We start from the raw sequence: 25,285 nt of genomic DNA, 5'->3' as shown, positions 1-25,285 counted from the left end.
GCATCCGTTCGGGCGACGGCGGGTGGAGGATGCTCTCCTGCAGCACGGTGCCGATACCACGATATTCGGAGCATGCGAGACGGCCCACCGGGAGGCCGCCTGCGCGTGTCGTGTCCCCGGAGACGGAGTCGTCTCCGGGGAGGGCGAGGTCTCGCGCCTCAGGCGGTTTTCTTGCGGACCACCGTGCTCGTCGGGTTCAGGCTCCCGATGTTGCCGCTCTCGGTGCCGGCGCTCGGGTCAATCACCGCATTGATCAGGGTGGGCTTGCCCGAGTCCATCGCGGCGTTGACGGCCTGGGACAGTTCGTCCGGGGTTGTGACGTGGACGCCGATGCCGCCGAAGGCCTCCATCATCTTGTCGTAGCGCGAGTCCTTTACGAACACCGTGGTGCCTGGATCGCGGCCGGTGGGGTCGGTGTCCGTGCCGCGATAGATGCCGTTGTTGTTGAAGACCACGATGCAGACCGGCAGGTCGTACCGGCAGATCGTCTCGACCTCCATTCCGGAGAAGCCGAAAGCGCTGTCGCCCTCCACCGCCAGGACCGGCTTGCCGGTCTCGACGGCGGCAGCCACGGCGAACCCCATGCCGATGCCCATGATGCCCCAGGTGCCGACGTCCAGGCGCTTGCGCGGCTGATACATGTCGATGATACCGCGGGCGAGATCGAGGGTGTTGGCGCCCTCGTTGACGAGGATCGCGTCGGGCCGCTCCTTGATGATGGTCCGGAGTGCGCCTAGCGCTCCGTGGAAGTCCATCGGAGCCGAGTTCTTCTTCAGCTTCGAGGCCATCTTGGCGAGGTTCTCCTCCTTCTTGGTCCGGATCGCGTCGGTCCAGGCCGTCGGGGGCGCCTGCCAGTTCTGGCCCATGCCGTCGAGGAGGGCGGTGACGCAGGAGCCGATGTCGCCGACCACCGGGGCAACGATCTCGACGTTCGAATCCATTTCCTTCGGCTCGATGTCGATCTGGATGAACTTCTTCGAGCCCGGGGCGCCCCAGGTCTTGCCCTTGCCGTGCGAGAGCAGCCAGTTCAGGCGCGCGCCGACCAGGAGGACCACGTCGGCTTCCTTGAGGACGAGGGAGCGTGCCGCACCGGCCGATTGCGGATGGGTGTCGGGGAGGAGGCCTTTGGCCATGCTCATCGGCACATAGGGGATGCCGCTGCGCTCGACGAAGTTGCGGATCTCCTCGTCGGCCTGGGCGTATGCGGCTCCCTTGCCGAGGACGATGAGCGGACGCTTGGCGCTCTTTAGCACGTCGAGGGCACGGGTGATGGCTGCCGGGGCCGGTAGCTGCGCGGGGGCCGCGTCGATCACCTTGACCAGTGACTTGGTGCCCGCCTCGGCATCCATGACCTGGCTGAACAGCTTAGCGGGCAGATCGAGGTAGACGCCACCCGGACGGCCGGAAACCGCGGCGCGGATGGCGCGGGCGACCGCGATGCCGATATCGCAGGCGTGCAGCACGCGGAATGCGGCCTTGCACAGGGGTTTGGCGATAGCGAGTTGGTCCATCTCCTCGTAGTCGCCCTGCTGCAGGTCGACGATCTCGCGCTCGGAGGAGCCCGAGATCAGGATCATCGGGAAGCAGTTCGTGGTCGCGTTGGCCAGCGCCGTCAGGCCGTTGAGGAAGCCCGGGGCGGAAACGGTGAGGCAGATACCTGGCTTCTTGGTGAGGAAGCCCGCGATCGCGGCGGCGTTTCCGGCGTGTTGCTCATGGCGGAAGGAGATGACGCGCATACCGGCGGCCTGCGCGAGGCGGCCGAGATCCGTGATCGGAATGCCGGGCACGCCATAGATGTTGGTGATGCCGTTGAGCTTCAGGGCATCGATGACGAGGTGGAAGCCGTCGATCTGCTCGCCCGCATGATCGGACGTGACACCAACGCCGGTGGCGACGTCATGGACGGCCTGCGGGGATTCGGAGCCAGCGGTTCTATCCATCATGTTTCCTCCAGTTGGGGCGCTTCTTGTTGGGTGGCGCGCTATTTTTGAGTGTCTTCGAACGTTTGAGGTGGGCGTCGGACTAAATTTAATCCGGAATGATCGGAGTTTTCGGCCGAGGCATCAGTCAGATCGCAACGATCTCTGCGGCTCACAGTCGGATTTCTCGACAACTCATATAGCCATGAGGCGTATAATCGTGAGTAAATCAGTCTTCAGCCGATCGATCACTTCGCATAATTGTACGCTGGGCGATGATCCGGTTCGAGGATTGTGTTAGGTGCAGTGCTGCCAATCGCGACCGGCCCGTTGTCAGTCCAAGAATGGTGGCATACCAAATACCAAGTGTCAAACCGGATCTGACCGGATCGCTCGCGCCCGGGATCGGTCATCAGCGGCAGCACCTCCGAGGCGGCCCCCGAATGGGAAAATCATTGCTTCCGGGAACACGAGCAACCGTTCGTCGTCACGCCTTGGTGAGTCGACGTAGCTATGTTGTTGTTGCAGGGGGGATATTCAGATCGTGTCCCGGCTCAATCGCCAAGGTTTCCTTGTGTTCCGGAAGCGGGTTCGGCATGTTCCTAATCAAATTGACGTCGCGTCAGCGTCCTAGCGATCGTTCCAGGTGTAAGCATGGTTGAGTCCACGACCTTTCAGATCAAGCCGCTCGCCGCGACGTCGAGCTTGCGTGCGCTTGCCTACGATGCGCTGAAGGAAGCCATCACCAACATGAACATCTACAGCCAGCGCGACGAGGTCCGGCTCGACGAGCGCAAGCTGTCTCAGGATCTCGGCGTCAGCCGCACCCCGGTCCGCGAAGCCCTCACGGTCCTGGAGCAGGAGGGGTTCGTCCGGTTCGAAGCACGTCGTGGTGTCTTCGTGATCAAGAAGTCGAAGAAGGAGATCGTGGCGATGATCCAGGCTTGGTCGGCCCTGGAGAGCATGGCTGCCCGGCTCGCTTGTGAGCATGCCACCGACGAGCAACTCGGCTGCCTGCGTATTCATTTCCCCGAATTCTATGAGGGGCGCCCGACCGATCACATGGACGAGTACTCGGATGCGAACATCCGGTTCCATCAGAAGATCATTTCGCTCGGCGGCTGCGAGGTGATCAAAGACATCACCAGCAATCTGCTGATGCATGTTCGCGGAATCCGGAACACGGCCCTGCGCCAGGGCGACCGGGCGGCGAACTCAATCAAGGAGCATGTCGAGATCATTCAGGCTCTGGAAGCACGGGATGCGGAGCGCGCCGAACGTCTCGTGCGCGAGCACGGCCTGGGCCTCGCCCGCCACGTCGAGAAGTACGGAGACTACCTCGACTGAATGCGTCGGGACGGCGGTCCCGCGGACGGCGGTTCCTCAGTAGCTCGGGACCAGCCGTTCCTCCGGCAGCGGCGCTTCCATGTGGAAGCGCAGTCCGCTCTCTGCATAGTCGATGGTTACGGCGGCGTTGCACTGCTGTGCCAGAACCCGCTGAAGCAGAGTCGAGCCGAAGCCCTTGCGCTGCGGTGGTGTCACCACCGGCCCTCCTGACTCCGTCCAGTCGAGGGTCAGGCGCCGTCCGGCCTCACCCGCTACGACATCCCATCTGACAAAGATCCGGCCACCCGGTTCGGAGAGGGCTCCGTGCTTGGCCGCGTTCGTGGTCAGTTCATGGAACGCCATCCCGGTCGGGACGGCGAGGTCGGCCGCCAACTCGATCATCGGTCCCTGGAGGCGGATGCGCTGGCTCTTGGCGTCATTGTAGGGGCTCAGCTCGTTCTCAAGCAGCTCGTGCAGTGGGGCCGTCTGCCAATAATCCTCCGTGAGGAGTGTGTGGGTCTTGCCCAGGGAGACGATCCGGTTGGAGAACGATTGGTAGAACGTCTCGACATCGTGGGTGGACCGCGCGGTCGCGCCGAGCAGGCCCTGTACCGTGGCGAGGGTGTTCTTCACACGATGATGAAGCTCTCGAATCAGCAGGGCTTGGCGCTCATGAGTCTTCTGGCGCTCGTCCAGATGGGCCGCTACCTCCCACTGCCGGCGCCGGGCGCGCAGGGCCGAACGCACTGCGTTGGCGAGTACCGCCGGATGGAACGGCCGCTCCAGCAAGGTCACATTGCCGAGCAGGCCGTTCAAGCGTTCGTCGGGTGAGGCGCCGCGATGACTGAGCAGGATAAAGGGAAAGTCGGACCAGGGGGGCTGGCGCTCCGACCATTCGGCGATCGCCCGTCGGTCTGAGCGCAGGAGCGCCTCTTCGGTGATCACCGCGCAGGCCGCGACATCGAGGTCTGCCACAAGGTCCGCCAAGTTCGCCTTGATCCGTGAATCGATGCCGACCTCAGCCAGAATCGCTGCAGCGATGCGCGCGTCCCGTCCGCTCGGCGCCAGGATCAGCGCGATGGGATCAGGCTGCGCCATGGGAGCCGGTTTGACTGTCGGTGATCTTTGCCGACGCAACGGGCCGGTCATCAAGAAGATCGGCGTGCTTCCCCTCGAAGGTTGGCACGCCGGTGAGCACGCCGCGGAAATCCTTGAGCACGGCCCCCACCCGGAGCCCCTGCGAATCGATTCTGAACTCTCGGATGCTATTCTCGTGCGGGCCGGTGCGCTTCTTCAGCACTGAGAGGGCGCGGCGTACGTGGCCGCCCGCCTCAAAGAAGCGGAGCATCACCACCGTGTCGCTGACATAAGTGAGATCGACCGGCGCCTCCATCCGTCCCACCATCCCGTGCTGGGCCAGCACTAGGATCGTCACCACGCCCTGCTGGTTCAGGTAGGTCGTCATCTCGTGCATCTGCAGCACTAGGTGCGGCTGCCCGCTCATGGCGCTCATGTAGCCCGTGAGGCTGTCGATCACTACGACGCGCGCCCCATCGGTCTCGACCGCATCGCGGATCCGCCCGGCGAAATCGCCCGCCGAGATATCGGCCGGGTCCATCTGTTCGATCCGCAGGCGTCCGGATTGGATGTGGGGGCCGATCGCGAAGCCGATTCCCGTAGCCCGCCGCTGGAGGATGCCGGAGGTCTCGTCGAAGCTGATGATCAGCCCATGTTCGCCGCGATCGAGGGCGGCCATCAGGTAACCGAGCGCCAGGGTCGACTTGCCGGCGCCCGAAGGGCCGATGATGAGGTTCGTGGTACCCCGGTCCAGGCCGCCGCCGAGGACCGCGTCCAGCTCAGGAACCCCGCAGGCGACCGTCCCAGGCTCGAACTCGGCATGGTGATCGGCGGCCACAAGGCGAGGGAAGATCCGAACCCCACCCCGCTTCAGCACGAAGTCGTGGTAGCCACTCTCGTAGGGGGTGCCGCGCATCTTGATGATGTGGAGCCGGCGGCGCGCAGCGCCGTAGGTCGGCGTCACTTGTTCCAGGCGCAGGACCGCGTGGCTGATCGAGTGCAGGTTGAGGTCGTCATCCTCGGAGCTCAGATCGTCGAGCATCAGCACGGTGGCGTTGTTGAGCAGGAAATAGCTCTTAAGCGCCAACACCTGCCGCCGGTAGCGCAGGGAGCCCTGCGACAGCAAGCGGATCTCCGACAGGCTGTCGAACACCACCCGGACCGGGTTCACGCGCTCGATCTCGGCCAGCGCCATCCGGACCGTTTCGCCGAGTTCGAGGTCGGACGAGTGGATGAGGGTCTGCTGCTGCTCCGAATCCAGGCTGAGCTCCGGCGGCACCAATTCGTAGATCTCGACGCCGTCCAGGGACCAGTCATGGCGCTCGGCCACCGAGAGGAGTTCGCGCCGGCTCTCCGAAAGGGTGATATAGAGGCCCCGCTCGCCCCGATTTACACCGTCGAGGAGAAATTGCAGTCCGAGGGTGGTCTTGCCACTGCCCGGCCGCCCCTCGATGAGATGAGCCCGCTGGGCCGCATAGCCGCCGTGGAGAATCTCGTCGAGGCCTGGCACGCCGGTCGGGATCGGCGCGGCGTCGCCGGCGACGGGGGTCTGCATGGATGAATCCGCAACGTGAAAATCGGATCCACCATAGGTGGGGGACCCCTCGGCGTCGCCGGTATTTATGCCACACCGCCGGGGTATGCGCCTCGCCGAGCGCCCGCCGTGCCCTCCGTGCAGGACGAGTTCGGCCTCCGGTCATCGCCGCCGAAGGTTGCCCTTTGCAGAACCGCGAGGGCACCGTATCAGGGCCGGCCCTTGCCGCGCGGCCGCGAGATACTGCCCGCCTCGCATCTGTCCTTTCGAGCTACCGGAGTGCGGATCCCCGATGCGCGAACCGAACGCGGTGGATTTCTGGCGGGGTCTGGCCCTCGTCACGATCTTCGTGAATCACATTCCCGGCAACACTTTCGAGCGCTACACCTATTCGCAGTACAGCATCTCCGATGCGGCTGAGCTGTTTGTCTTCCTGGCCGGCTGGTCGATCGGAATCGCCACGCGCAATCGTGATGGGAGCCCCGAGCCGCGGCTGAAGACCGTGCTGCGGCTGATGTCGCGCACCATCGAAGTCTACCGCGCTCAGATCACCACGATGGCCCTCGCCCTCGGCATGATTGCCGGCACGGCCCTTGTGCTCGATAACCCGTTGCTGCTCGAATGGCACAATGCTGGAGGCTTCTTCGCCGATCCGATCCAAACCATGGTCGGCTTCGTGCTGTTGACGCACCAACTGGGCTTCTTCAACATCCTGCCGCTCTACGTCGCGCTCCTCGGCATCGCACCCGTCTTCGTGCTGATCGGGCGCGTGAGCCGGAGCGCTGCCCTCCTCTTGTCCTTCGCGCTCTATGCCTCAAGCCTGGTGTTCGAGTGGAACCTGCCGTCCTGGCCGGGGGAGGGCGATTGGTTCTTCGATCCGCTGTGCTGGCAGCTTCTCCTCGTTCTCGGCTTCATCATGCAGGACTGGAGTCGGACCTCCCCCTGGCTGAAGCGCTGGTCGCGTCGGCTCGTCCCGGTGGGAGTGATCATCGTTCTTACCGGCATCGTCCTGTCGGTGCTCGATCTCAGGCCGGATCCCCTCCTCGTTCCCGATCCACGCCTCGTCTTCACCTTTGACAAGACCTACTTGTCCCCGGCGCGGGTGATCCACTTCCTCGGCGTGCTCCTCGCTTTCCAGACGATCTACGGATTCCTCGCCCCGCGACTCGGATGGATCACGGCCTTCCTCGCCAGTCTGGGGCGAAATTCGCTGGCAGTCTTCTCTGTCGGCTCCCTGCTCAGCCTGGCCGCGCAACTCATACGGTTCTGGGCTGGCGGCGGTGTCGTTGTTGACGTTTTCGTCGTAGGGTCTGGCCTGTTCGCACTGGGTTTCACCGCATGGTTCGTCGAATGGCGCTCCCGAAAGCCGCGGGTCTCCTCGCCTTGAGCCTGGCCCTCCTCTGCCCCCTCGGCGGAGGCAGCGCCCGGGCGCAGGAGCCGGCGCCCCATCAAGAGCCCGCGAAGGTGGGAGGTCCGCCGCCGACCGTGGTGTCGCCTCCGAGCGTCGCCGCCGGTCAGGGGCCGGATGCAGAGGCCGTCGACGTGACCCTCTCGCCAGAATGCCGGGTGCCGGGCTCGAAGCTCTATACCCTGGCCCGCCTCGGCGCGGTGAAGGCGGCCCTCAAGGAAAAACGCCCGGTCCGCGTGCTCGCCATCGGCGCCTCGACGATGGGACTCGGGTCCTCCGCCACGTATCCGGTCAAGCTGGAGACCGCCCTGGAGCGCTCCCTACCGGATGTCGACGTGGTCGTGGAGAGCCGGGGTTTGCAAGGCGAGATCGCGTCGGGGGCAGGCGAGCGCCTGCGCAGCATGGTTGCGGAAGTGGAGCCCGACCTCGTCATCTGGCAGGTCGGCTCCCACGATGCCCTCGCCCGGGTCGATCTTGATGCCTTCGGCACGGCCCTCGACGAGACCGTGCAATGGATCAAGGGGCATGAGATCGACGTCGTACTGGTCAGCCCGGTCTACACCGCGAGTCTCGCCTCGGACGACTATTACACCAGCCTCGTGCGCAAGGTGCAGGAGGTCGCCCTGCGGGAAGGCGTGCCCCTGGTGCAGCGCTACGAAGCGATGCGCTACCTCGCTCGCCGCAACGACAAGGGCGAGGGACATCTCCTGGGCAGTCAGTTTCGACTGAACGATCTCGGTCTGCGCTGCATGGCCGAGCACGTCACCCGCGCGATCACCCTGTCGCTGCTCCAGCCGGATCCGGCCTCGACGGGCAGCGCCGGGCGACCCGCCCTGACGTTGGCGCCGCCGAAGGAATCCGCCGGGACCAAGCTACCCGTGACGGCGCCCGCCGGGCCCTGAACCAAAGCCTTTACCGCTCGGCTTAACCGCGCCGCAATGGCGTAGGCCCTACACCGGTGTCGATCGGGCGGGGGCCATTCGGTGAGCACAGCGACGGATAGGATCGGAGCCGCCGGCGCGTGGAGCGCGTTGACGCGTCTGCGCTGTGGTGCCGCCGGGGCGGCGATCCACGTCTTCGCGATCCGCATCGGCGCCGCCGGCTTCGCCTATGTCGGGCAGGTGCTGATGGCGCGCCTGATGGGCGGCACCGAGTACGGAATCTTCGCAGCGATCTGGGTCTGGATCGCGATCCTCGGTCATTCGGCCACCCTCGGCCTGTCGCAGGGCGCCTGCCGGTTCATTCCGGCGGATCAGGCCCGGGGTGACCTGGCTGCCGTCCGCGCCTACCTTGTCGGCGGCACGACCGTGACCCTGGCGAGCGCAATGGCCGTCGCCCTCGGGGGGCTTGCCCTGGTCTGGGTCGAGGGCTCCCTGCTGGAGGGGCCCTATGCCGCCCCGCTCCTCGTGGCGGCGTTGGTGCTGCCGCTCTTCGCGCTTCAGGATTACTGCGAGGGCGTGGCCCGCGGTCAGAACTGGGCCGTGCTCGCCATCGCGCCCCCGTACCTGCTGCGGCAGGGTCTGATCATGGCCGCCATGCTGGCGGCTGTGGGATTCGGCGCCCCGGCGGAGGCGCGCGTCGCCGTCCTGTGCACCCTCGTGGCGACCGGGATCGCGGTGTCGATCCAGGCGGCCCTGCTGCTGCGGCGCCTTCAGGCGATCCTGCCCACCGGACCGCGCCGCTATGCCTGGCGGCGCTGGTTCCGCGCCTGCCTGCCGATCGCGGGCAGCGACCTCGCCACGTCCGCTTCGAGCTTCATCGACGTCGTCGTGCTGAGCCTGCTCGCCCCACCGGCCACGGTGGGGCTGTACTTCGCCGCGACGCGGATCCAGCAATTCGTGGTCTTCGTCCATTTCGCCGCCACCGCCGCCACGGCGCAACGCTTCACCGCAGCCCATGCGGCCGGGGATCGGGGGCGGCTCGCCGATCTGATCGCCCTGCAGGCGCGTCTCACCCTCGCGGCCACCACGCTCATCGGGCTCGCCGTCCTCGCGGCCGCGCCCCTCCTGTTAGGCCTGTTCGGCTCCGAATTCCGGGACAGCCTGCCCATCCTCGCCGTCCTCGTTGCCGGGAGTGTCGCCGCCAGCGCCTTCGGTCCGGGTGAGGACCTGCTCAACATGCTCGGCGGAGAGCGCCTGGCCGCCGGCGTCGCCGTCGGCATCCTGGGTCTGGCCGGCGGCCTCTGCCTCATACTGGTCCCGGTGTTCGGGGTGATCGGCGCCGCCCTGGCGATGGCGCTCGCGACCGTGGTCCGAGCCGCCGCCATGGCCTGGGCGGCCCATGCGGTGCATGGCCTGGTCACGCCGGTCCGGATCGGTCTATTCGGGAGACGGGGTCGATGAGTGCCGCTCACGCCCGGCGGGTTGCGCCGGCCTATACCCACGCGATCACGTCGCTCGCGTCTCTCGGGCGGGAGGCGGCGGCTTGGGACGACCTTTCGGTCCGGGCGGGGAGGGCGCATCCCTTCTTCGGTCGGCACGTGATGCAGGCCCATCTGGCGAGCGGCCTGGCGTCCCCGGACATGGGCGTCGTCGTCGTGCACGGGCTGGAGCGCCTGGAGGCGGTTCTGCCGTTTCGCCGCTCCTACGATATCTGCGGACTCGGACGATCCGTGCTGCTGCCGTTCGCGTCGCCCTTCATCACCGCGTCCGCGCCGCTGGTGGCAGAGGGCCCGGACAGGTCCGCGATCCTGGCGGCCCTGGTCGAGGGCCTTGCCGCCGCTTCCGGCGGACGGGCGTGGCGCTGGCCGCTGCTCTCGGTCGAGGCGGCACCGGGCCGCGACCTGATGGCCGCGATGGCGGAGGCCGGCTGGGATCTCGGCGAGGTGGCGCGGTTCGCCCGTCCGGTCCTCGACAGGCGCCCCGATCACGCCGCCTTCCTCGACGGGCATCCGCATCCCTCGCGGCTCAAGGATCTGCGTCGCCGACAGCGCCGCCTCGCCGAGGGCGGTGTGGTGAGCCTTCAGACCGTGACGCAGGGACCGGCTCTCGCCCGGGCGGTGGAGGGTTTCCTCGACGTCGAGGCCGCCGGATGGAAGGGAGCCGCCGGCACCGCCATGGCCTGCCGCCCGGCGCATGCCGCCTTCGCCCGCGCGCTGTTCCGGGCCGAGGGAGGCCCCGTGGGCATCCGGGCCGACACCCTGAGCCGGGATGGGACGACCCTGGCCGTCAGCCTCGCCCTGGTGGCGGGCGGGACCGCCTACCTCTTGAAGACCGCCTATGACGAGACCGCCCGCGCCTTCGCGCCGGGCCTCGTCCTGGAGGCCGAGATCGTGCGGGCGCTGCATGCGGAGGGGTTCGCCGACCGCCTCGATTCCGCGACCCTGGCCGGTTCGGCCCTGGAGAGCCTCTACCGCGAGCGCGACACCGTCGCGGAGATCGTCGCCGTGCCGGAGAGGGCGCGCGGGCTGATCGGGCTGGAGCGGCGCCTCCGCCTCGCCCGCTTCGAGGAGACGGCCCGGGGCGAGGCGCGGCGGCTGCTTCGGCGCTGAGGGCGCGGGGCTCGGCGCAGAGCGGGGATTGTGACGTCCTGGCGAGTCCGTGCTACTGCGCCGCCTCGGCATGCCAGACAGGACCTACCATGCGCCGTCCCCTCTATGCCCTCACCGGAGCCTTGATCCTCGCCATGACTGCATCCGCATCCGCCGAGACCGTCACCACCCCCTCGGGCCTCCAGTACCGTGACGAGGTCGTGGGCACCGGCCCCGAGCCGAAGGCCGGCCAGAAGGTCAGCGTCCACTACACGGGCTGGCTCGACGACGGTGGCAAGCCGGGCAAGAAGTTCGATTCCTCGCGGGATCGCGGCACGCCCTTCACCTTCACCCTCGGCGCCGGGCAGGTCATCGCCGGCTGGGACACGGGCGTCGCCACGATGAAGGTCGGCGGCAAGCGCACGCTGATCATCCCGCCCGACCAGGGCTACGGCCCGCGCGGCGCCGGCGGCGTGATCCCGCCCAACGCGACCCTGATCTTCGACGTCGAGCTTCTCGGCGCCCGCTAGTATACCACGCCGGTCGCGTCGAGGTCGCGCGACCGGCGGCCCCGCGCCGCCTCAGGCGGCGGTGTCGGGTCGGGACTCCGGGTGCGCCTCGGGCGCGACCGGCCGGTAGACCAGGCCGACCTCGCCGGACAGGCGCGCGACGAAGGTGATGCCGGCGGCCTCCAGCGCGTTCCGGATGGCGGCGCGCGTCCGCGGCCGCAGCACGGCGCCCCCGCTCTCCTCGAATCGCTTGATGCTGGAGCCCGAGACCTCCGCGGCCGCCGCGAGGTCCGGGATCGACCAGTTCAGCATCGCCCGGGCGCTCCGGATCAGCGGCCCGGACATGTCGGCCAACGCCAGGGCCGGGGGCTGGGTCATCATGCTGGCCGTGCTGGTCATGTCGATGACGAGGCCGATCCATTCCCGGACCGAGCGGTCGGGGTTGAGCACCGGGACGGCCCGGCTGCTGACCCAGCGGTAATGCCCGTCGGCGCGGCGCAGGCGGTAATTGGCTTCGTAGGGTTCGTGCCGGCGGAAGGCCGTCGCCCAGGCGCTGGCCGCGCGCTCCCGGTCCTCGGGATGGATCGCCGAGAGCCAGCCGCCGGCATGCCACTCCTCCGGGGTCTGACCCGTCAGGGCGCACCAGCTCGGGGATGGTTGACGGACCCCGTCCGGGCTCATCAGCCAGACCACGGCCGCGATCGCCTGGACGAGGCCCTCGTAGCGCGCCTGATTGCGCAGGACCGATTGCGTGGTCTCGTGCCGGCTGGTGACGTCCAGGATCAGGCCGTCGGCCCGCACCGGACGGGCATCCGTCCCCAGCACCACGTTCCCCCTGAACTCGACCCAGCGCACGGTCCGATCCGGCCGAACGATCCGAAAGCCGCGATCGACCGGGATCCCGGTGCGCAGCGCGGCCGAGACCTCGTCGAAGATCGGGCTGTCCTCGGGATGGACCAGGGCGCGCAGCGCCTCCATCCGGGTGGTCTGCTGCGACAGGCCGGTGAGCCGCACGACGCCGTCCGACAGCGAGAGCACGCCCGAGCGGAGGTCGATGGACCAGAGCCCAATCTGGGCCAGCTCCTCGACCAGCCGGAGAATCTGGGCCAGCGAGGCGGGAACGGGCTGGCGCGGCTCCTCCCTCGGCACGGAAATTCCGGAACGGATCACACCCGCGGAAAACAAAGAATCATCTTTCATGACGATGTAAGGGCAGGCACGCGTTGCCCGAACCGGGCCAGATTATGAAACGCCATCGCTGCAAGTCCAGTTAAAAGCCTGGGCGCTACATTAAAATTCATTCACAATAGCTCTCAGATGCTTCCAATCCTAGGATGCGCTGCCGCGTCCAGGGGGGCGATCCCGGGGCGGAGCGCCGCCTCGGGGCGACGCGCCCCGAGCGGGCCAAAGGTCCCGCGCGGTCGGGAAACGCGTCTCGATCGCCCGGCGATCGGGGGATCTGATGGCCGCCGGACCCGACTCCGATCGGCGCCGGCACGGTCGTGGGTCCTGCACTTGTTCTCGCCGGCACAAGGTCCGGCGTTTGCCCTCGACCGGCGTCGGAGACCCTGCGGCGGCTTCGGCGCACGGGCGGATGGCACCGCAGACGGACGCTGCGCCGGTCGGTGGGGCGGACGCCCGCTGAAGGGGGCAGGACTTCTCTCCTCGGGTGGCCGCTGGCTTACAGTGGTTCCGGGCCTCCGCAGACAGATGATCGATGGATGTGCCTGAAATTGACGCGTATCCAAAACTGAAAACCCCCAATGAAACCCTGAGTTGTCTTCAAGTCTTCGTGATGAGATACGAGCAGAGGATGGAAATAGCGCGAACGGATACGGTCGATCATTGACGAGCGGCTTCCCGAACGCCTTCCCGTACCCCATTTCGGATCGAGCCGGCCGGCCTGCCCTCGCTCTTGGCAGGGCTGCGTCGGCCGCCCGGGGGCGGCACCCGCGCCGCGCGGTGCCCGCAATGCCTGACATCGACCGCCGGTCGTAGCGGCCCGCGCCCGATCCGGCCGTCCGGCCCTGGAAAGACGGGGAGCCCGATGCTCAAGTGAGGGCGCGGCGGCCATCGCGAGCGAATCGCGGGCCAGCGAAGAGATCGGCGACCCAGCGATGCGATCCAGCCACCGTCCCTCCGCCCCCTGCCGCCCGACGGGCCATCCCCGCCCGATCGCCGCGACGACCTGCCCGGGTCGAACTGGCCCGGATCGAACTGGCCCTGATCGGGCCCCCCCGGGATCGATCGCGTCGACGCCCCCCGCAAGGACACGATGACCATGGCACTGGAACGGAACGCCGCCCTGTCCAGCCCCGAGGCCCGGGGGGCCCGCACGGACCTTCTCGGCGCCGCGGCCGACCGGGTCGTGGCGCAGGGCGGCCCCGGCGGCTTCGTCACCGACCTGTTCGGGCGCGTGCCGCCCGAGGACCTCGCGCCCTACACGGCGCAGGATCTCGCCGACCTCGCCCTGGCGGCCCGGGGGCGACTGGCCGAGCCCCGGCACCCGGGCGCACCCGCCAACCTGTCCGTCAGCGACCGCGCCGTCCTGCGCGACGGCCGCACCCGCGACCTGACCATCGTCGAGGTCGTCAACGACAACCGTCCGTTCCTGCTCGATTCCGCCCTGGCCGAGCTGACGGAGCAGGGGCTGGCCCCCCACCTCGTCGCCCACCCGATCCTCGGCGTCGAACGCGACGGGGCGGGCGCCCTGGTCCGGGTGGTGGGGGAGACCACCGCCGACACCCAGGCCGGCTTCGCGCGGGAGAGTTTCATCCACATCCACCTCGACCGGCTCGATGCCGGCGAGGCCCGCACCCGCCTCGTCGAGGGCCTGGCCCGCGTGTTCCACGACGTCGCCCTGGCCACCGACGACCAGGACGCCATGACCGCCCGCCTGGCCGGCCTCGCGGAGGCCTATGCCCACGCCCCGCCGCCCCTGTCGGCGGCCGAGGTGGCGGAGGCGCGGGCCTTCCTCGCCTGGCTCGGCGCGGGGCACTTCACCCTGCTCGGCCTGCGCGAGCACAGCCTCTCCGGGGCGGAGCATGCCCTGGTGGAGGGCTCGGGCCTCGGCCTGCTGCGCGATCCGGGGGTGGCGGTGCTGCGGCGCGGCGGCGCCCTCGTGGACATGACGCCCGAGATCCGCGCCTTCCTCGAGGGGCCGCAGGCCCTCATCATCACCAAGGCCAGCGCCAAGTCCCGGGTCCACCGGGCCGCCCATCTCGACTACATCGCCTGCAAGCTGTTCGGCGCGGACGGCAGCCTCACCGGCGAGGTCGGCATCGTCGGCCTGTTCAACGCGAGCGCCTACACCCTGCCGACGCGCGAGATCCCCTACCTGCGCGAGACCGTGGCGCAGGTGGCGACGCGCGCGGGCCTCGATCCCACGAGCCATGCGGGGCGCGGCCTCCTCGACGTGCTGGAGACCTACCCGCGCGACGACCTGTTCCAGATCGACGCCGACCGGCTCTACCGCTTCAGCCTCGCCATCGCCCATCTCGCCGACCGGCCGCGCCTGCGGGTGCTCTCGCGGCCCGACCGCTTCGGCCGCTTCGTCTCGCTCCTCGTCTACGTGCCCAAGGACCGCTACGATTCCACCGTGCGGGCGCGGATCGGCGCCTACCTCGCCGGCGAATATGGCGGCCGGGTCTCGGCGGCCTACCCGTACTTCCCCGACGGGCCGCTCGCCCGCACCCACTTCATCATCGGCCTGCCCGAATCCGGTGCGCCCGAGCGCGACCCCGCCGCCCTGGAGGCCGGCATCGCCGCCCTGGTGCGCACCTGGGGCGACGAATTGCGGGTGGCCCTTTCCGAGACCCTGGACGGCCCCGAGGCCCGCGCCCTGGCGGCCCGCTACGGCGAGGCCTTCTCCGCGGCCTATCGCGAGAGCTTCGCCCCGCGCGTGGCCATCGCCGACATCATGACCGTGGAGCGCCTCAGCCCCGCGCGGCCCCGGGCGGCCGATATCGGCCGGCGCGCCGCCGACCCGGACTCGCAGATCCGCCTCAAGGTGTTCTCGCGGGGCGCCTCGCTCTCCCTGTCCGAGCGGGTGCCGGTGCTGGAGAACCTCGGATTCCGGGTCATCAACGAGCGGACCTACCGCATCCTGCCCCCCGGCGCCGACGAGGCCGGTCGGGTCTGGCTGCACGACATGCTGCTGGAGCGCGCCACGGGGGCGGCCATCGACCTCGGCCGCCTCGAGACCCTGCTGGAGGAGGCCCTGCTGGCGCTGGGCACGGGGCTGGCCGAATCCGACGGCTACAACCGCCTCGTGCTGGAGGCCGAGCTGCCCTGGCGCGACGTCGCCCTGCTGCGCGCCCTCGGCCGCTACCTGCGCCAGCTCCGCATCCGCTACGGCCAGGACTACCTCGCCGCCACCCTCAGCGCCCATCCGGGCGTGGCCCGCGCCCTGGTCGCCCTGTTCCGGGCCCGGTTCGACCCGGCCGCCGCCGGCGACCGGGAGGCGGCCCAGGGCGCGATCCGCGCCGGGATCGAGACGGACCTCGCCGCCGTGACCAGCCTCGACGAGGACCGCATCCTGCGCCGCTTCGTCAACCTGATCGAGGCCGCCCTGCGGACCAACTTCTTCCAGGTCGCCCCGGGCGGCGGGCGGCGCGAGGCCATCGCCTTCAAGTTCGCCTGCGCCAAGGTCGGCGGCATGCCGCTGCCGCGCCCGGTCTTCGAGATCTTCGTCTATGCGCCGCGCGTCGAGGGTGTGCACCTGCGCTTCGGCTACGTCGCCCGCGGCGGCCTGCGCTGGTCCGACCGGCCGGAGGATTTCCGCACCGAGGTCCTCGGCCTGGTGAAGGCCCAGCAGGTGAAGAACGCCGTGATCGTGCCGGTGGGCGCCAAGGGCGGCTTCTTCCCCAAGCGCCTGCCGCCGGCCTCGGACCGGCAGGCCTGGATGGCCGAGGGCACCGAGAGCTACCGGATCTTCATCCGGACCTTGCTCGAACTCACCGACAACATCGTCGGCGACGCCATCGTGCCGCCGGCCGACACGGTGCGGCACGATCCCGACGACGCCTACCTGGTGGTGGCCGCCGACAAGGGCACCGCCACCTTCTCGGACATCGCCAACGCCCTCTCGGCGGAGCGCGGCCACTGGCTCGGCGACGCCTTCGCCTCGGGCGGCAGCCAGGGCTACGACCACAAGGGTATGGGCATCACGGCCCGCGGCGCCTGGGAGGCGGTGAAGCGCCACTTCCTCGAGATGGACATCGACACCCAGAGCGACCCGATCACGGTGGCGGGCGTGGGCGACATGTCGGGCGACGTCTTCGGCAACGGCATGCTGCTGTCGCGCTCTCTGCGCCTCGTGGCGGCCTTCGACCACCGCGACATCTTCCTCGACCCGAACCCCGACGCCGCCGCGAGCTTCGCCGAGCGCAAGCGCCTGTTCGATCTCGGGCGCTCCTCCTGGCGCGACTACGACACCGGCCTGATCTCGCCCGGCGGCGGCGTCTATGCCCGCAGCCTGAAGACCATCCCGGTCTCCCCCGAGATCCGGGCGGTGCTCGGGCTCGCGCAGGACGCGGCGACCCCGGCGGAGCTGATGCAGGCGATCCTGAAGGCGCCGGTGGACCTGCTCTGGTTCGGCGGCATCGGCACCTATATCCGCGCCACCGCCGAATCCGACGAGGAGGCCGGCGACCGGGCCAACGACGCGGTGCGCATCACCGGGGCGATGGTCCGGGCCAAGGTCATCGGCGAGGGCGCCAATCTGGGGGCGACCCAGCGCGGGCGCATCGAGGCGGCCCGCAACGGGGTGCGCCTCAACACCGACGCCATCGACAACTCCGCCGGGGTGAACACCTCCGACGTGGAGGTGAACATCAAGATCGCCCTGATGACCCCGGAGCGCGACGGCCGCCTCGACGGGCAAGCCCGCAGCGCCCTCCTGGTGGCGATGACCGACGAGGTCGCCGCCCTGGTGCTGCGCAACAACCAGCTCCAGACCCTGGCGCTCTCGCTGGCCCAGCACCGGGGCCTGCCCGAGACGGGCTTCGCCATGCGGACGATGCAGGCCCTCGAGGCGGAAGGGCGCCTCGACCGCGGCGTGGAGCTGCTGCCGGACGATGCCGCCATCGCGGAGCGGATGCGCAAGGGGGAGGGGCTGACCCGGCCCGAATATGCGGTGCTCCTCGCCTACGCCAAGCTCGCCCTCTACGACGCGCTCCTGGCGAGCCCGGCCCCGAACGACCCCTATTTCGACCGGGAGCTGCAGCGCTACTTCCCCGCGGCGCTCCGCCAGCACTTCCCCGACGCGGTCAACGGCCACCGCCTGCGCCGGGAGATCATCAGCACCGCCCTCTCCAACATCATCGTCAACCGCGGCGGGCCCTCCCTCGTCACCCGCCTCGTGGAGGAGACCGGCGCCGATGCGAGCGCCATCGCCAAGGCCTACGCCATCACCCGCGACGCCTATGGCCTGATGGAGCTGAACCTCGCCATCGACGGGCTGGCCGGCGCCATCGGCGGTCAGGCACAGATCGCCCTCTACGCCGAGGTGCAGGACCTGCTCGTGGGCCGGATCGTCTGGTTCCTGCGCAACCTCGACCTCTCGGGCAGCGTCGCGCCCCTCGTGGCCCGCTACCGCGAGGGCATCAGCGCCCTGCAGGCGGCCCTGCCGGAGGTGATGGGGGAGGCGGTGAACGGGCGGCGCGCCGCGCGCGAGGCCGAACTCGTCGGGTTCGGCATGGCCGAGGCGCCGGCCCGGCGCCTCGCGGCGCTCCCCGCCCTGACCTCGGCCCCCGACATCGTGCGGATCGCCGAGACCGGCGGCGGCGCGATCCCCGAGATCGCCGCGACCCACTTCGCCCTGGACCGGGCCCTCCGGCTCTCGGACCTCGCGGCGGCGGCCCGGGAGGTCGCCACCGGCGACACCTACGACCGCATCGCCCTGGAGCGGGCCGTCTCCACCATCGCCACCGCGCATCGCCAGCTCACCGCCGAGGTCGTCGGCACGGTGGGCGCCGGCCCCGAGGCGGTGGCGGCCTGGAGCCGGAGCCGCGGCGCCGCCCTCGACCATGCCCGCGCCACCCTGGCGGCCGTGACGGCCTCGGGGCTCACGGTCTCCAAGGCGACGGTGGCGGCGAGCCTGCTGGCCGATCTGGCGCGTCCGAAGGGCGCTGCGCCCCAGGGCTGATCCCGGGAGGTCGGCGCGGGCCTAGCGGGCGAGGACGCGGGCCGCGTCCTTCGTGGTCCCGACCGCGCGGGAGACCTGGCCGATCGAGTGGCCGATCGCCTGGATGTTCTGCGAGATCGCCGCGACCGCGCTCGCGGCGTGCTGCATGTTGCCCGACATGTCCTGGGTGACGACGCTCTGCTCCTCCACCGCCGCCGCCGTGCTGATGGCGTATTCGCGCATCTGCGCCACCGAGGCCTGGATGGTCTGGAGCGAGTCGCCCACCTGCCGGGAGACCGCCTGCACGTTGTCGATCTCGCCGGTGATCTGCTCGGTGGCCCGCGCCGCCTGGTTGGCGAGGTTCTTCACCTCCTGGGCCACCACCGCGAAGCCGCGGCCCGCCTCGCCGGCCCGGGCCGACTCGATCGTCGCGTTGAGCGCCAGCAGGTTGATCTGGCCGGCGATGGTCTGGATCAGGCCGACGATGCCGCTCATCGCGCCCGCGGCCTGGGTGAGCTTCTGGGTCGCCTCGGCGGCGGCCACCACCTGGCCCTGCGCCGCCTCGGTGGCGATCCGCGAATGGGCCATGCTCTGCGAGATTTCGGCGACGGAGGCGGCGAGTTCCTCGGAGGCCGCCGCCATGGTCTGGACGTTGCTGGCGGTGGTGCTGGCCGCGGCGTCGGCGTCCCGCGTCTGCGTGTTGGAAAGGAGCACCGCCCCGTCGATCTCGCCGAAGTTCTGGGCGATCAGCCGGCGCAGGTTCTCGAGGAGCGTCACCTGCGCGGTGATGTCGGTGGCGAACTTGACGACCTTGTAGGGACGTCCGCCGGCATCGAGGATCGGGTTGTAGGAGGCCTCGATCCAGACCTCGCGCCCGCCCTTGGCGACGCGCTTGTACTGGGCGGCCTGGTAGGTGCCCTCGCGCAGCCGGTCCCAGAACTCGGCATAGGCGGCGCCGTCGCGCTCCGCGGGTTCCACGAACATCCGGTGATGCCGGCCGACGATCTCCGGCAGGGTGTAGCCGACGGCGGCGAGGAAGTTCGCGTTGGCGTCGAGCACGGTGCCGTCGAGGGAAAAGGAGATCACCGCCTGGGCCTTGTGCAGGGCGGCGAGCTGGCCCTGCACGTCGGCGTCCTGCATCTTCTGCCGCGTGACGTCGGTGGCGAACTTCACCACCTTGTAGGGCTTGCCGGCCCCGTCGAGGATCGGGTTGTAGGAGGCCTCGATCCAGACCTCGCGCCCGCCCTTGGCGATGCGCTTGTACTGGGCGGCCTCGTATTCGCCCCGGCGCAGCTTGGCCCAGAAGGCGGCGTAGGCGGGGCTGTCGCGCTCGGCGGGGGCGACGAAGAGGCTGTGCGGCTGCCCGCGGATCTCGGCCAGGTCGTAGCCGATGACGGCGAGGAAGTTCGCATTGGCGGTGATCACCGTCCCATCGAGGTTGAACTCGATGATGCCCTGCGACTTGTCGAGGGCCGCCAGTTTCGCGGCCGTCTCGGCGGCCGTCCTCGTCTTCAGACCCAGCATCGTACGCCCCAGAGTCAGAACCCCGGAAGGGCTCAGGTCGCAGTTCTCGGTCATCGCGCCGGATGAGTCCGCTGCTGCGCACAGAAACTCCGACACAAAAATTAAAGATCAGAAAATTCGTGCGTTCCCACAACCGATTGGGCAACCATTCGTGCTTCGCGTGACCCGCCTTGTCCGGGCAAAAGCTCAGGAACGCGCGCTTCATCTTGTCGAGCGCCCGTCGTTGCCGCATCGGACGTCGGCGACCACTTCGGAATCCTTGGAGCACGCGCCCCCGGTGCTGCCTGCGTCCCGGAGGCGACAGCGCCCGCGGTTTGTCCCACCGGCGCGGCGATAATGCGCCCCGGCCGCGGCGAGGCGTGTTGGAACTCGCGGGCGGTTGGTGTATGAGCCTGCCCCAAGTGCAGTTTCTGCGCCGATTCGAGGCCGTCTGATGGACGTCCCGCCCGGGGGAGATCCCGGGTCCGGGACGTTTTGCAGTTCGCGTCGCGGGGCTCCGGGCGGGTCTCAGGGTCGGCGCCGCCCAACAAACATCGTTTCAGAGGATTGAAACCGTTGCAGGTACTCGTTCGCGACAACAACGTCGACCAAGCCCTCCGCGTCCTGAAGAAGAAGATGCAGCGCGAGGGCATCTTCCGCGAGATGAAGCAGCGCAAGGCCTACGAGAAGCCTTCCGTCCGCAAGGCTCGTGAGAAGGCCGAGGCCGTGCGCCGCGCCCGCAAGCAGGCCCGCAAGACCGCGATCCGCGAGGGCCTGATCGCCGCGCCGAAGCCGAAGCCCCGTTTCGGCGCCGGTGCGCCGCGTCGTCCGGGCGGTTCGCCGTTCGCGCCGACCGCTCCGACCGTGCTGCCGCCCGCCGGCAACGCCTGAGGCGCGACACGGCCCGCGACGGCCGCGGTGCGCATTGCACCGGCCGTCGCCTGTCATGGACATACGGAAAAGCCCGGTCGCTTTGCGGCCGGGCTTTTCCGCGTTGGGGCGAGACCCTCAGGCGGCCCGGGCCGCCACCGTCGCGTGCTCGGCCTGGACCAGCACGTCGAGGGCGCGCCAGGGCTTCGGCATGTAGACCGCCTGGGCCGGCAGGGCCTCGACGCCGCGGGCATCGCCGCCGGAGGTGAGGACGACGCGGACATCCGGCCAGCGCCGCCCGACGGCGCTGGCCAGGGCGATCCCGTCCATGCCGGCGCCCAGCCGCACGTCGGCGAAGAGCAGGGCGACGTTGCCGCCGGCGCGCTCCAGCACCGAGATCGCGGCCTCGGCCGTGTCGCAGGCGATGACGTCGAGGTCGCTTTCCTCCAGGACCGCCGTCGCGAGGTTGCGGACATCGGCGTCGTCCTCGACCACGAGGGCGATCGGGCAGGGGGCGTGTGAGCGGTCCATGAAGTCTCCTCGTCGGGCGTTTGGGTGGCGAACGCGCGGAATGCAGGGCGGGACGCGGTACGCGGGCGGCACGGAGCCGCCGTCCGCGTCCCAGCCTTGTCCAATCGAATGACTGATTCTCGTCGGGTGATGCTGCGCCGCCACGGTGCGGGGGGCAAGAGTCCGAATCCATGTTCCGGCCATGCGGTTCCCGCATCGATGATCGCGTTCGCCGCCGCATTCCCGCCGGGCTCGCATGGTGAATGGGCTGCGGGCCGCCATCGACCGGGCAGGGCCCGGGCCCGACGGTGCGCCTCTTGCATCACGGGTTCTGCAGGAGGCCGGGCCGGTGGCGCGCGTTAACCATTCGTTTACCACGTTAGCGTGAATATCATGGTCGTGCGGATCGCACAGGTTGTATAAGGCGGACGCTGCCCGAGGGCGGCGACCGGGTCGGTCGAATCGTCGAGATCAGGGGGTGTTCGTCCGTCATGTGCCGCTTTCTCGCCTATTCCGGTGAGCCGGTCTTCCTGACCGACCTCGTCTGCGCACCGACGCACTCGCTGGTCCACCAGTCGCTCCACGCGGCCGAGGCGAAGACGGAAACCAACGGCGACGGCTTCGGCATCGGCTGGTACGGCGAGCGGGTCGATCCGGGCCTGTACCGCGACGTCTGCCCGGCCTGGTCGGACGAGAACCTGGTCAACCTCTGCCAGCAGGTGCGGGCGCGGATGTTCTTCGCCCACGTGCGGGCCTCCACGGGCACCGCCACCACCCGGGCGAACTGCCACCCCTTCACCCATGGCCGCCACCTCTTCATGCACAACGGCCAGATCGGCGGCTATCACCGCATCAAGCGCCGCATCGAGGCGCTGATCCCCGACGCGCTCTACGACGACCGGCGCGGCACCACCGATTCCGAGGCGATCTTCCTGCTGGCCCTGGGCAACGGCCTCGCCGAGGACCCGATCGGCGCCATGCACAAGACCCTGGCCACGGTGCGCGAGCTGATGCGGGCGGCCGAGGCGACCGAGCCCCTGCGCTTCACCGCCGTCGTCACCGACGGCGACACCCTCACGGCCTTCCGCTGGGCCTGCGACAGCAGCCCGCCCAGCCTGTACTACCGCCAGACCGAGACCGGCCTCGTCGTCGTCTCCGAGCCGATCGACGGCTGCCGCGACGGCTGGAAGGTCGTCCCCAAGGGCGGCACGCTCCAGGCCCGCCGCGGCGGCCCGGTGATCGTCACCGGCCCCGAGGCCGTGGCCGCGCGCATCGCCGCCTGACGACGCCCCAGCCCTCCCGGATAAGGGTTGCGGCTTGCGTGCGAAGGGCGGACAACCCCGCTCGATTGCCATGCGGGAGACGCCGATGACGTATCCGAACGTGACGCTGCACATCGCCGGGGCCTGGACCGACGGGGCCGGCGCGGAGACCCTGCCGGTGCTGAACCCGGCCACCGGCGAAACCCTCGGCACCCTGGCGGTGGCGACGCGGGCCGATCTCGATTGTGCGCTGGCGGCGGCCGAACGGGGCTTCGCCGCCTGGCGGAAGGTCTCGGCCTACGAGCGCGCCAAGGTGCTGCGCCGGGCCGCCGACCTCCTGCGGACGCGTGTGGAGGACATCGCCCGCCTCATGACCCTGGAGCAGGGCAAGCCCCTGGCCGAGGCGCGGGTGGAGATCCTGGCGGGGGCCGACGTCACCGACTGGTTCGCGGAAGAGGGCCGCCGCGCCTACGGCCGGATCATCCCGGCCCGCGCCGACGGCGTCGTGCAGATGGTTCTGCGCGAGCCGGTCGGCCCGGTGGCGGCGTTCACGCCCTGGAACTTCCCCATCAACCAGGCGGTGCGCAAGGTGGCGGCCGCCCTCTGCGCCGGCTGCTCGGTGATCCTGAAGGGACCCGAGGACACCCCGGCGAGCTGCGCGGCGATGATCCGGGCCTTCCTCGACGCCGGCGTCCCGGGCGACGTGCTCTCCCTGGTCTACGGCGATCCGGCCGCGATCTCCGGCTACCTCATCCCGCACCCCGTCATCGCCAAGATGTCGTTCACGGGCTCGACCCCGGTGGGCAAGGAGCTCGCCGCGCTGGCGGGCCGGCACATGAAGCGGGCGACGATGGAACTCGGCGGCCACGCGCCCGCGATCGTGTTCGGGGATGCCGACGTCGAGACCGCCGTGGCGGTGCTCGGAGCCAACAAGTTCCGCAATGCCGGCCAGGTCTGCGTCGCCCCGACCCGGATGCTGGTGCACGAGTCCGTCTACGACCGGTTCCGCGATGGCTTCGTGGCCTTCGCCGAGGGGCGCAAGGTCGGCGACGGGCTCGACCCCGAGACCACCATGGGTCCGCTCATCCACGCCCGGCGCCTGGAGGCGATGGAGAGCCTCTGCGCCGACGCGGTGGCGCAGGGCGCCGAGCTGCGCACCGGCGGCCAGCGCATCGGCAACCGCGGCAACTTCTTCGCGCCGACGGTGCTCTGCGACGTGCCGGCCACCGCCCGCATCATGAACGAGGAGCCCTTCGGCCCGGTGGCGCTGATCCAGCGCTTCTCCGACGACGCGGATGCCTATGCCGAGGCCAACCGGCTCCCCTACGGCCTGGCCGCCTACGCCTATACCCGCTCGGCCTCCCGCGCCGTCGAGGTCGCGGCGCGGGTCCAGAGCGGCATGGTGGGCATCAACCACCACGGCCTCGCCTTCCCCGAGACGCCCTTCGGCGGCGTCAAGGATTCCGGCTACGGCAGCGAGGGCGGCTCGGAGGCCCTGGAGGCCTACCTGACCACGAAGTTCGTCAGCCAGGCGAGCGTAGGGGTGTAGGGCCGTCGCGTATCTCGGATCATCCCTCCCCCCTCTGCGGGGGAGGGTGCCTGCGGAGCAGGCGGGAGAGGGGTCGACCTCTCCGGAAACAGCGCTCCCCTCTCCCGACCCGCTTCGCGGGCCACCCTCTCCCGCAGGGGGGAGAGGGATCCCGCGGCGACCGTCCCGTCAATAATGCGGTGGCGGCGGCTCCGGGGCGCCGGAGGCCGGGCGGTGGGAGGCCTGCTCCACCTCTTCCACGAGCTTGGCCATCTGCCGGGTGAGGGCGTCGATCTGGCGCCACTGGGCCGTGATCGTGGCGTTGAGGTCGTCGATCACCACGTCCTGCTCGGTGAGGCGCATCTCCAGGGCGTCGATGCGGGCGGAGAGATCGGTCATCGCGGCGTCTCGGAGATCAGGGGCTCGGACATCCGGGGCTCGGACATCAACGTCTCGGGCGCGTGGTCGGGCCGCTCCACCAGGGCGGGGCCGAGGGCGATCCGGCCGTCGAACACGAAGCAGTCGCCCGTCCAGCGGTTCTCGGCCTCCGGCACCGTCTCCAGGTAGCGCAGGATGCCGCCTTCGAGGTGGCGCACGTCGGGAAAGCCCTTCGCGCGCATGTAGGCCCCGGCCTTCTCGCAGCGGATGCCGCCGGTGCAGAACATCGCCACGCGGGGATGCGCCGATGGATCGAGGCCGTCGACATAGGCGCGGAAGGCGCTGAACCGGGTGATGCCCGGATCGACCGCGCCGGGGAAGCTGCCCAGCGCCACCTCGAAGGCGTTGCGGGTGTCGATCAGGAGCAGGCCGGGCGTGTCGAGAAGGGCGTTCCAGGCCTCCGGCGCCACGGGGGTGCCGGCGCCCGTGGCCGCGTCGGTGGCGCCGTCGTCGAAGGTGACGATCTCGCGCTTCAGCCGGACCTTGAGCTGCCGGAACGGCGGCGCTTCGGCCTGCGAGCGCTTGACGTCGAGGCCGGCGAGGCGGCCGCCGAAGAGCGGGCCTTCGCGCAGCGCGGCGAGGAAGGCGTCGATGGCCGCGTCCGGGCCCGCCACCGTGCCGTTCAGGCCCTCCGGCGCCAGCAGCAGGGTGCCGGTGATCCCGAGTTCCGTGCACAGGGCCTGGAGCGGCGCCTGCAGGGTGGCGACGTCCGGCAGGGCGACGAACTGGTAGAGGGCGGCGACGGTCAGCGGCATCGGGGGTGATCGGCGGGGCAAGGGACTGGATTCGGGGTTCAGGGGAGGGGG

General features: G+C 69.7%; 18 protein-coding genes. 10 read left to right on the top strand and 8 right to left on the bottom strand.

Annotated elements, in window-relative coordinates; all coding sequences use genetic code 11:
• Positions 1-158: 158 nt before the first annotated feature.
• The gene (oxc, locus tag AC6EUL_RS19000; protein WP_499871987.1) at positions 159-1,943 is read right to left on the bottom strand and encodes an oxalyl-CoA decarboxylase; all 1,785 of its coding nucleotides are present in this window, start codon (positions 1,941-1,943) and stop codon (positions 159-161) included.
• Positions 1,944-2,573: 630 nt separating this feature from the next.
• Here oxc and AC6EUL_RS18995 point away from each other — a divergent pair.
• Positions 2,574-3,266: a GntR family transcriptional regulator gene (locus AC6EUL_RS18995; protein WP_056216554.1), complete on the top strand. Its 693-nt coding sequence runs from the start codon at positions 2,574-2,576 to the stop codon at positions 3,264-3,266.
• Between the two features lie 36 nt (positions 3,267-3,302).
• On the opposite strand, the gene AC6EUL_RS18990 is transcribed toward AC6EUL_RS18995, so the two are convergent.
• Together AC6EUL_RS18990 and AC6EUL_RS18985 are read right to left on the bottom strand one after the other, a co-directional pair.
• Entirely contained in the window at positions 3,303-4,343 is a 1,041-nt protein-coding gene (locus tag AC6EUL_RS18990; protein ID WP_056277910.1) for a sensor histidine kinase, read from the bottom strand.
• On the bottom strand, positions 4,330-5,877 hold the full coding sequence (locus AC6EUL_RS18985; protein WP_499871984.1) for an ATPase domain-containing protein: 1,548 nt from the start codon (positions 5,875-5,877) through the stop codon (positions 4,330-4,332). The genes AC6EUL_RS18990 and AC6EUL_RS18985 overlap by 14 nt, the downstream gene beginning before the upstream one ends.
• 271 nt (positions 5,878-6,148) lie before the next feature.
• On the opposite strand from AC6EUL_RS18985, the gene AC6EUL_RS18980 reads away from it, so the two are divergent.
• From AC6EUL_RS18980 to AC6EUL_RS18960, 5 genes are all read left to right on the top strand, one after another.
• Positions 6,149-7,243, top strand: coding sequence for an OpgC family protein (locus AC6EUL_RS18980; protein ID WP_499871982.1), 1,095 nt, complete (start codon positions 6,149-6,151; stop codon positions 7,241-7,243).
• Complete coding sequence (locus AC6EUL_RS18975) at positions 7,207-8,166, top strand: SGNH/GDSL hydrolase family protein (protein ID WP_499871980.1); 960 nt, start codon at positions 7,207-7,209, stop codon at positions 8,164-8,166. Before AC6EUL_RS18980 ends, AC6EUL_RS18975 begins: the two co-directional genes overlap by 37 nt.
• A gap of 129 nt (positions 8,167-8,295) precedes the next feature.
• Complete coding sequence (locus tag AC6EUL_RS18970; protein WP_499871978.1) at positions 8,296-9,606, top strand: lipopolysaccharide biosynthesis protein; 1,311 nt, start codon at positions 8,296-8,298, stop codon at positions 9,604-9,606.
• A complete protein-coding gene (locus tag AC6EUL_RS18965) occupies positions 9,603-10,754 on the top strand; it encodes a GNAT family N-acetyltransferase (RefSeq protein ID WP_499871976.1) in 1,152 nt (383 codons plus the stop codon). Before AC6EUL_RS18970 ends, AC6EUL_RS18965 begins: the two co-directional genes overlap by 4 nt.
• An 89-nt stretch (positions 10,755-10,843) precedes the next feature.
• Positions 10,844-11,263: an FKBP-type peptidyl-prolyl cis-trans isomerase gene (locus AC6EUL_RS18960; RefSeq protein WP_056216539.1), complete on the top strand. Its 420-nt coding sequence runs from the start codon at positions 10,844-10,846 to the stop codon at positions 11,261-11,263.
• 51 nt (positions 11,264-11,314) lie between these two features.
• On the opposite strand, the gene AC6EUL_RS18955 is transcribed toward AC6EUL_RS18960, so the two are convergent.
• The gene (locus AC6EUL_RS18955) at positions 11,315-12,391 is read right to left on the bottom strand and encodes a PAS domain-containing protein (protein WP_056380220.1); all 1,077 of its coding nucleotides are present in this window, start codon (positions 12,389-12,391) and stop codon (positions 11,315-11,317) included.
• Positions 12,392-13,523: 1,132 nt separating this feature from the next.
• Here AC6EUL_RS18955 and AC6EUL_RS18950 point away from each other — a divergent pair.
• Complete coding sequence (locus AC6EUL_RS18950) at positions 13,524-18,389, top strand: NAD-glutamate dehydrogenase (protein WP_499871973.1); 4,866 nt, start codon at positions 13,524-13,526, stop codon at positions 18,387-18,389.
• A gap of 21 nt (positions 18,390-18,410) precedes the next feature.
• Here AC6EUL_RS18950 and AC6EUL_RS18945 read toward each other — a convergent pair whose 3' ends face one another.
• Positions 18,411-19,892, bottom strand: coding sequence for a methyl-accepting chemotaxis protein (locus AC6EUL_RS18945; RefSeq protein WP_499872047.1), 1,482 nt, complete (start codon positions 19,890-19,892; stop codon positions 18,411-18,413).
• Between the two features lie 555 nt (positions 19,893-20,447).
• Between AC6EUL_RS18945 and rpsU the strand changes: the two genes are divergently transcribed.
• Positions 20,448-20,762 (top strand): 30S ribosomal protein S21, encoded by a 315-nt coding sequence (gene rpsU, locus AC6EUL_RS18940; protein WP_055957071.1) that lies wholly within the window; start codon positions 20,448-20,450, stop codon positions 20,760-20,762.
• Between the two features lie 117 nt (positions 20,763-20,879).
• Here rpsU and AC6EUL_RS18935 read toward each other — a convergent pair whose 3' ends face one another.
• Positions 20,880-21,272 carry a response regulator gene (locus tag AC6EUL_RS18935; protein WP_056216533.1) on the bottom strand — a complete coding sequence of 131 codons (393 nt, stop codon included), beginning with the start codon at positions 21,270-21,272 and terminating at the stop codon, positions 20,880-20,882.
• A 470-nt stretch (positions 21,273-21,742) separates the two neighbouring features.
• Between AC6EUL_RS18935 and AC6EUL_RS18930 the strand changes: the two genes are divergently transcribed.
• Positions 21,743-22,534: a class II glutamine amidotransferase gene (locus tag AC6EUL_RS18930; RefSeq protein WP_056216531.1), complete on the top strand. Its 792-nt coding sequence runs from the start codon at positions 21,743-21,745 to the stop codon at positions 22,532-22,534.
• An 85-nt stretch (positions 22,535-22,619) separates the two neighbouring features.
• Complete coding sequence (locus AC6EUL_RS18925; protein WP_499871969.1) at positions 22,620-24,062, top strand: NAD-dependent succinate-semialdehyde dehydrogenase; 1,443 nt, start codon at positions 22,620-22,622, stop codon at positions 24,060-24,062.
• Between the two features lie 168 nt (positions 24,063-24,230).
• Here AC6EUL_RS18925 and AC6EUL_RS18920 read toward each other — a convergent pair whose 3' ends face one another.
• Together AC6EUL_RS18920 and trhO are read right to left on the bottom strand one after the other, a co-directional pair.
• The gene (locus AC6EUL_RS18920) at positions 24,231-24,440 is read right to left on the bottom strand and encodes a SlyX family protein (RefSeq protein ID WP_056277927.1); all 210 of its coding nucleotides are present in this window, start codon (positions 24,438-24,440) and stop codon (positions 24,231-24,233) included.
• Positions 24,437-25,234 carry an oxygen-dependent tRNA uridine(34) hydroxylase TrhO gene (gene trhO, locus AC6EUL_RS18915; RefSeq protein ID WP_499871965.1) on the bottom strand — a complete coding sequence of 266 codons (798 nt, stop codon included), beginning with the start codon at positions 25,232-25,234 and terminating at the stop codon, positions 24,437-24,439. The genes AC6EUL_RS18920 and trhO overlap by 4 nt, the downstream gene beginning before the upstream one ends.
• Between the last annotated feature and the right edge of the window lie 51 nt (positions 25,235-25,285).

The organism is Methylobacterium sp. 001424705 (assembly GCF_059816145.1).
This window is presented reverse-complemented; position numbering and strand designations above follow the sequence as displayed.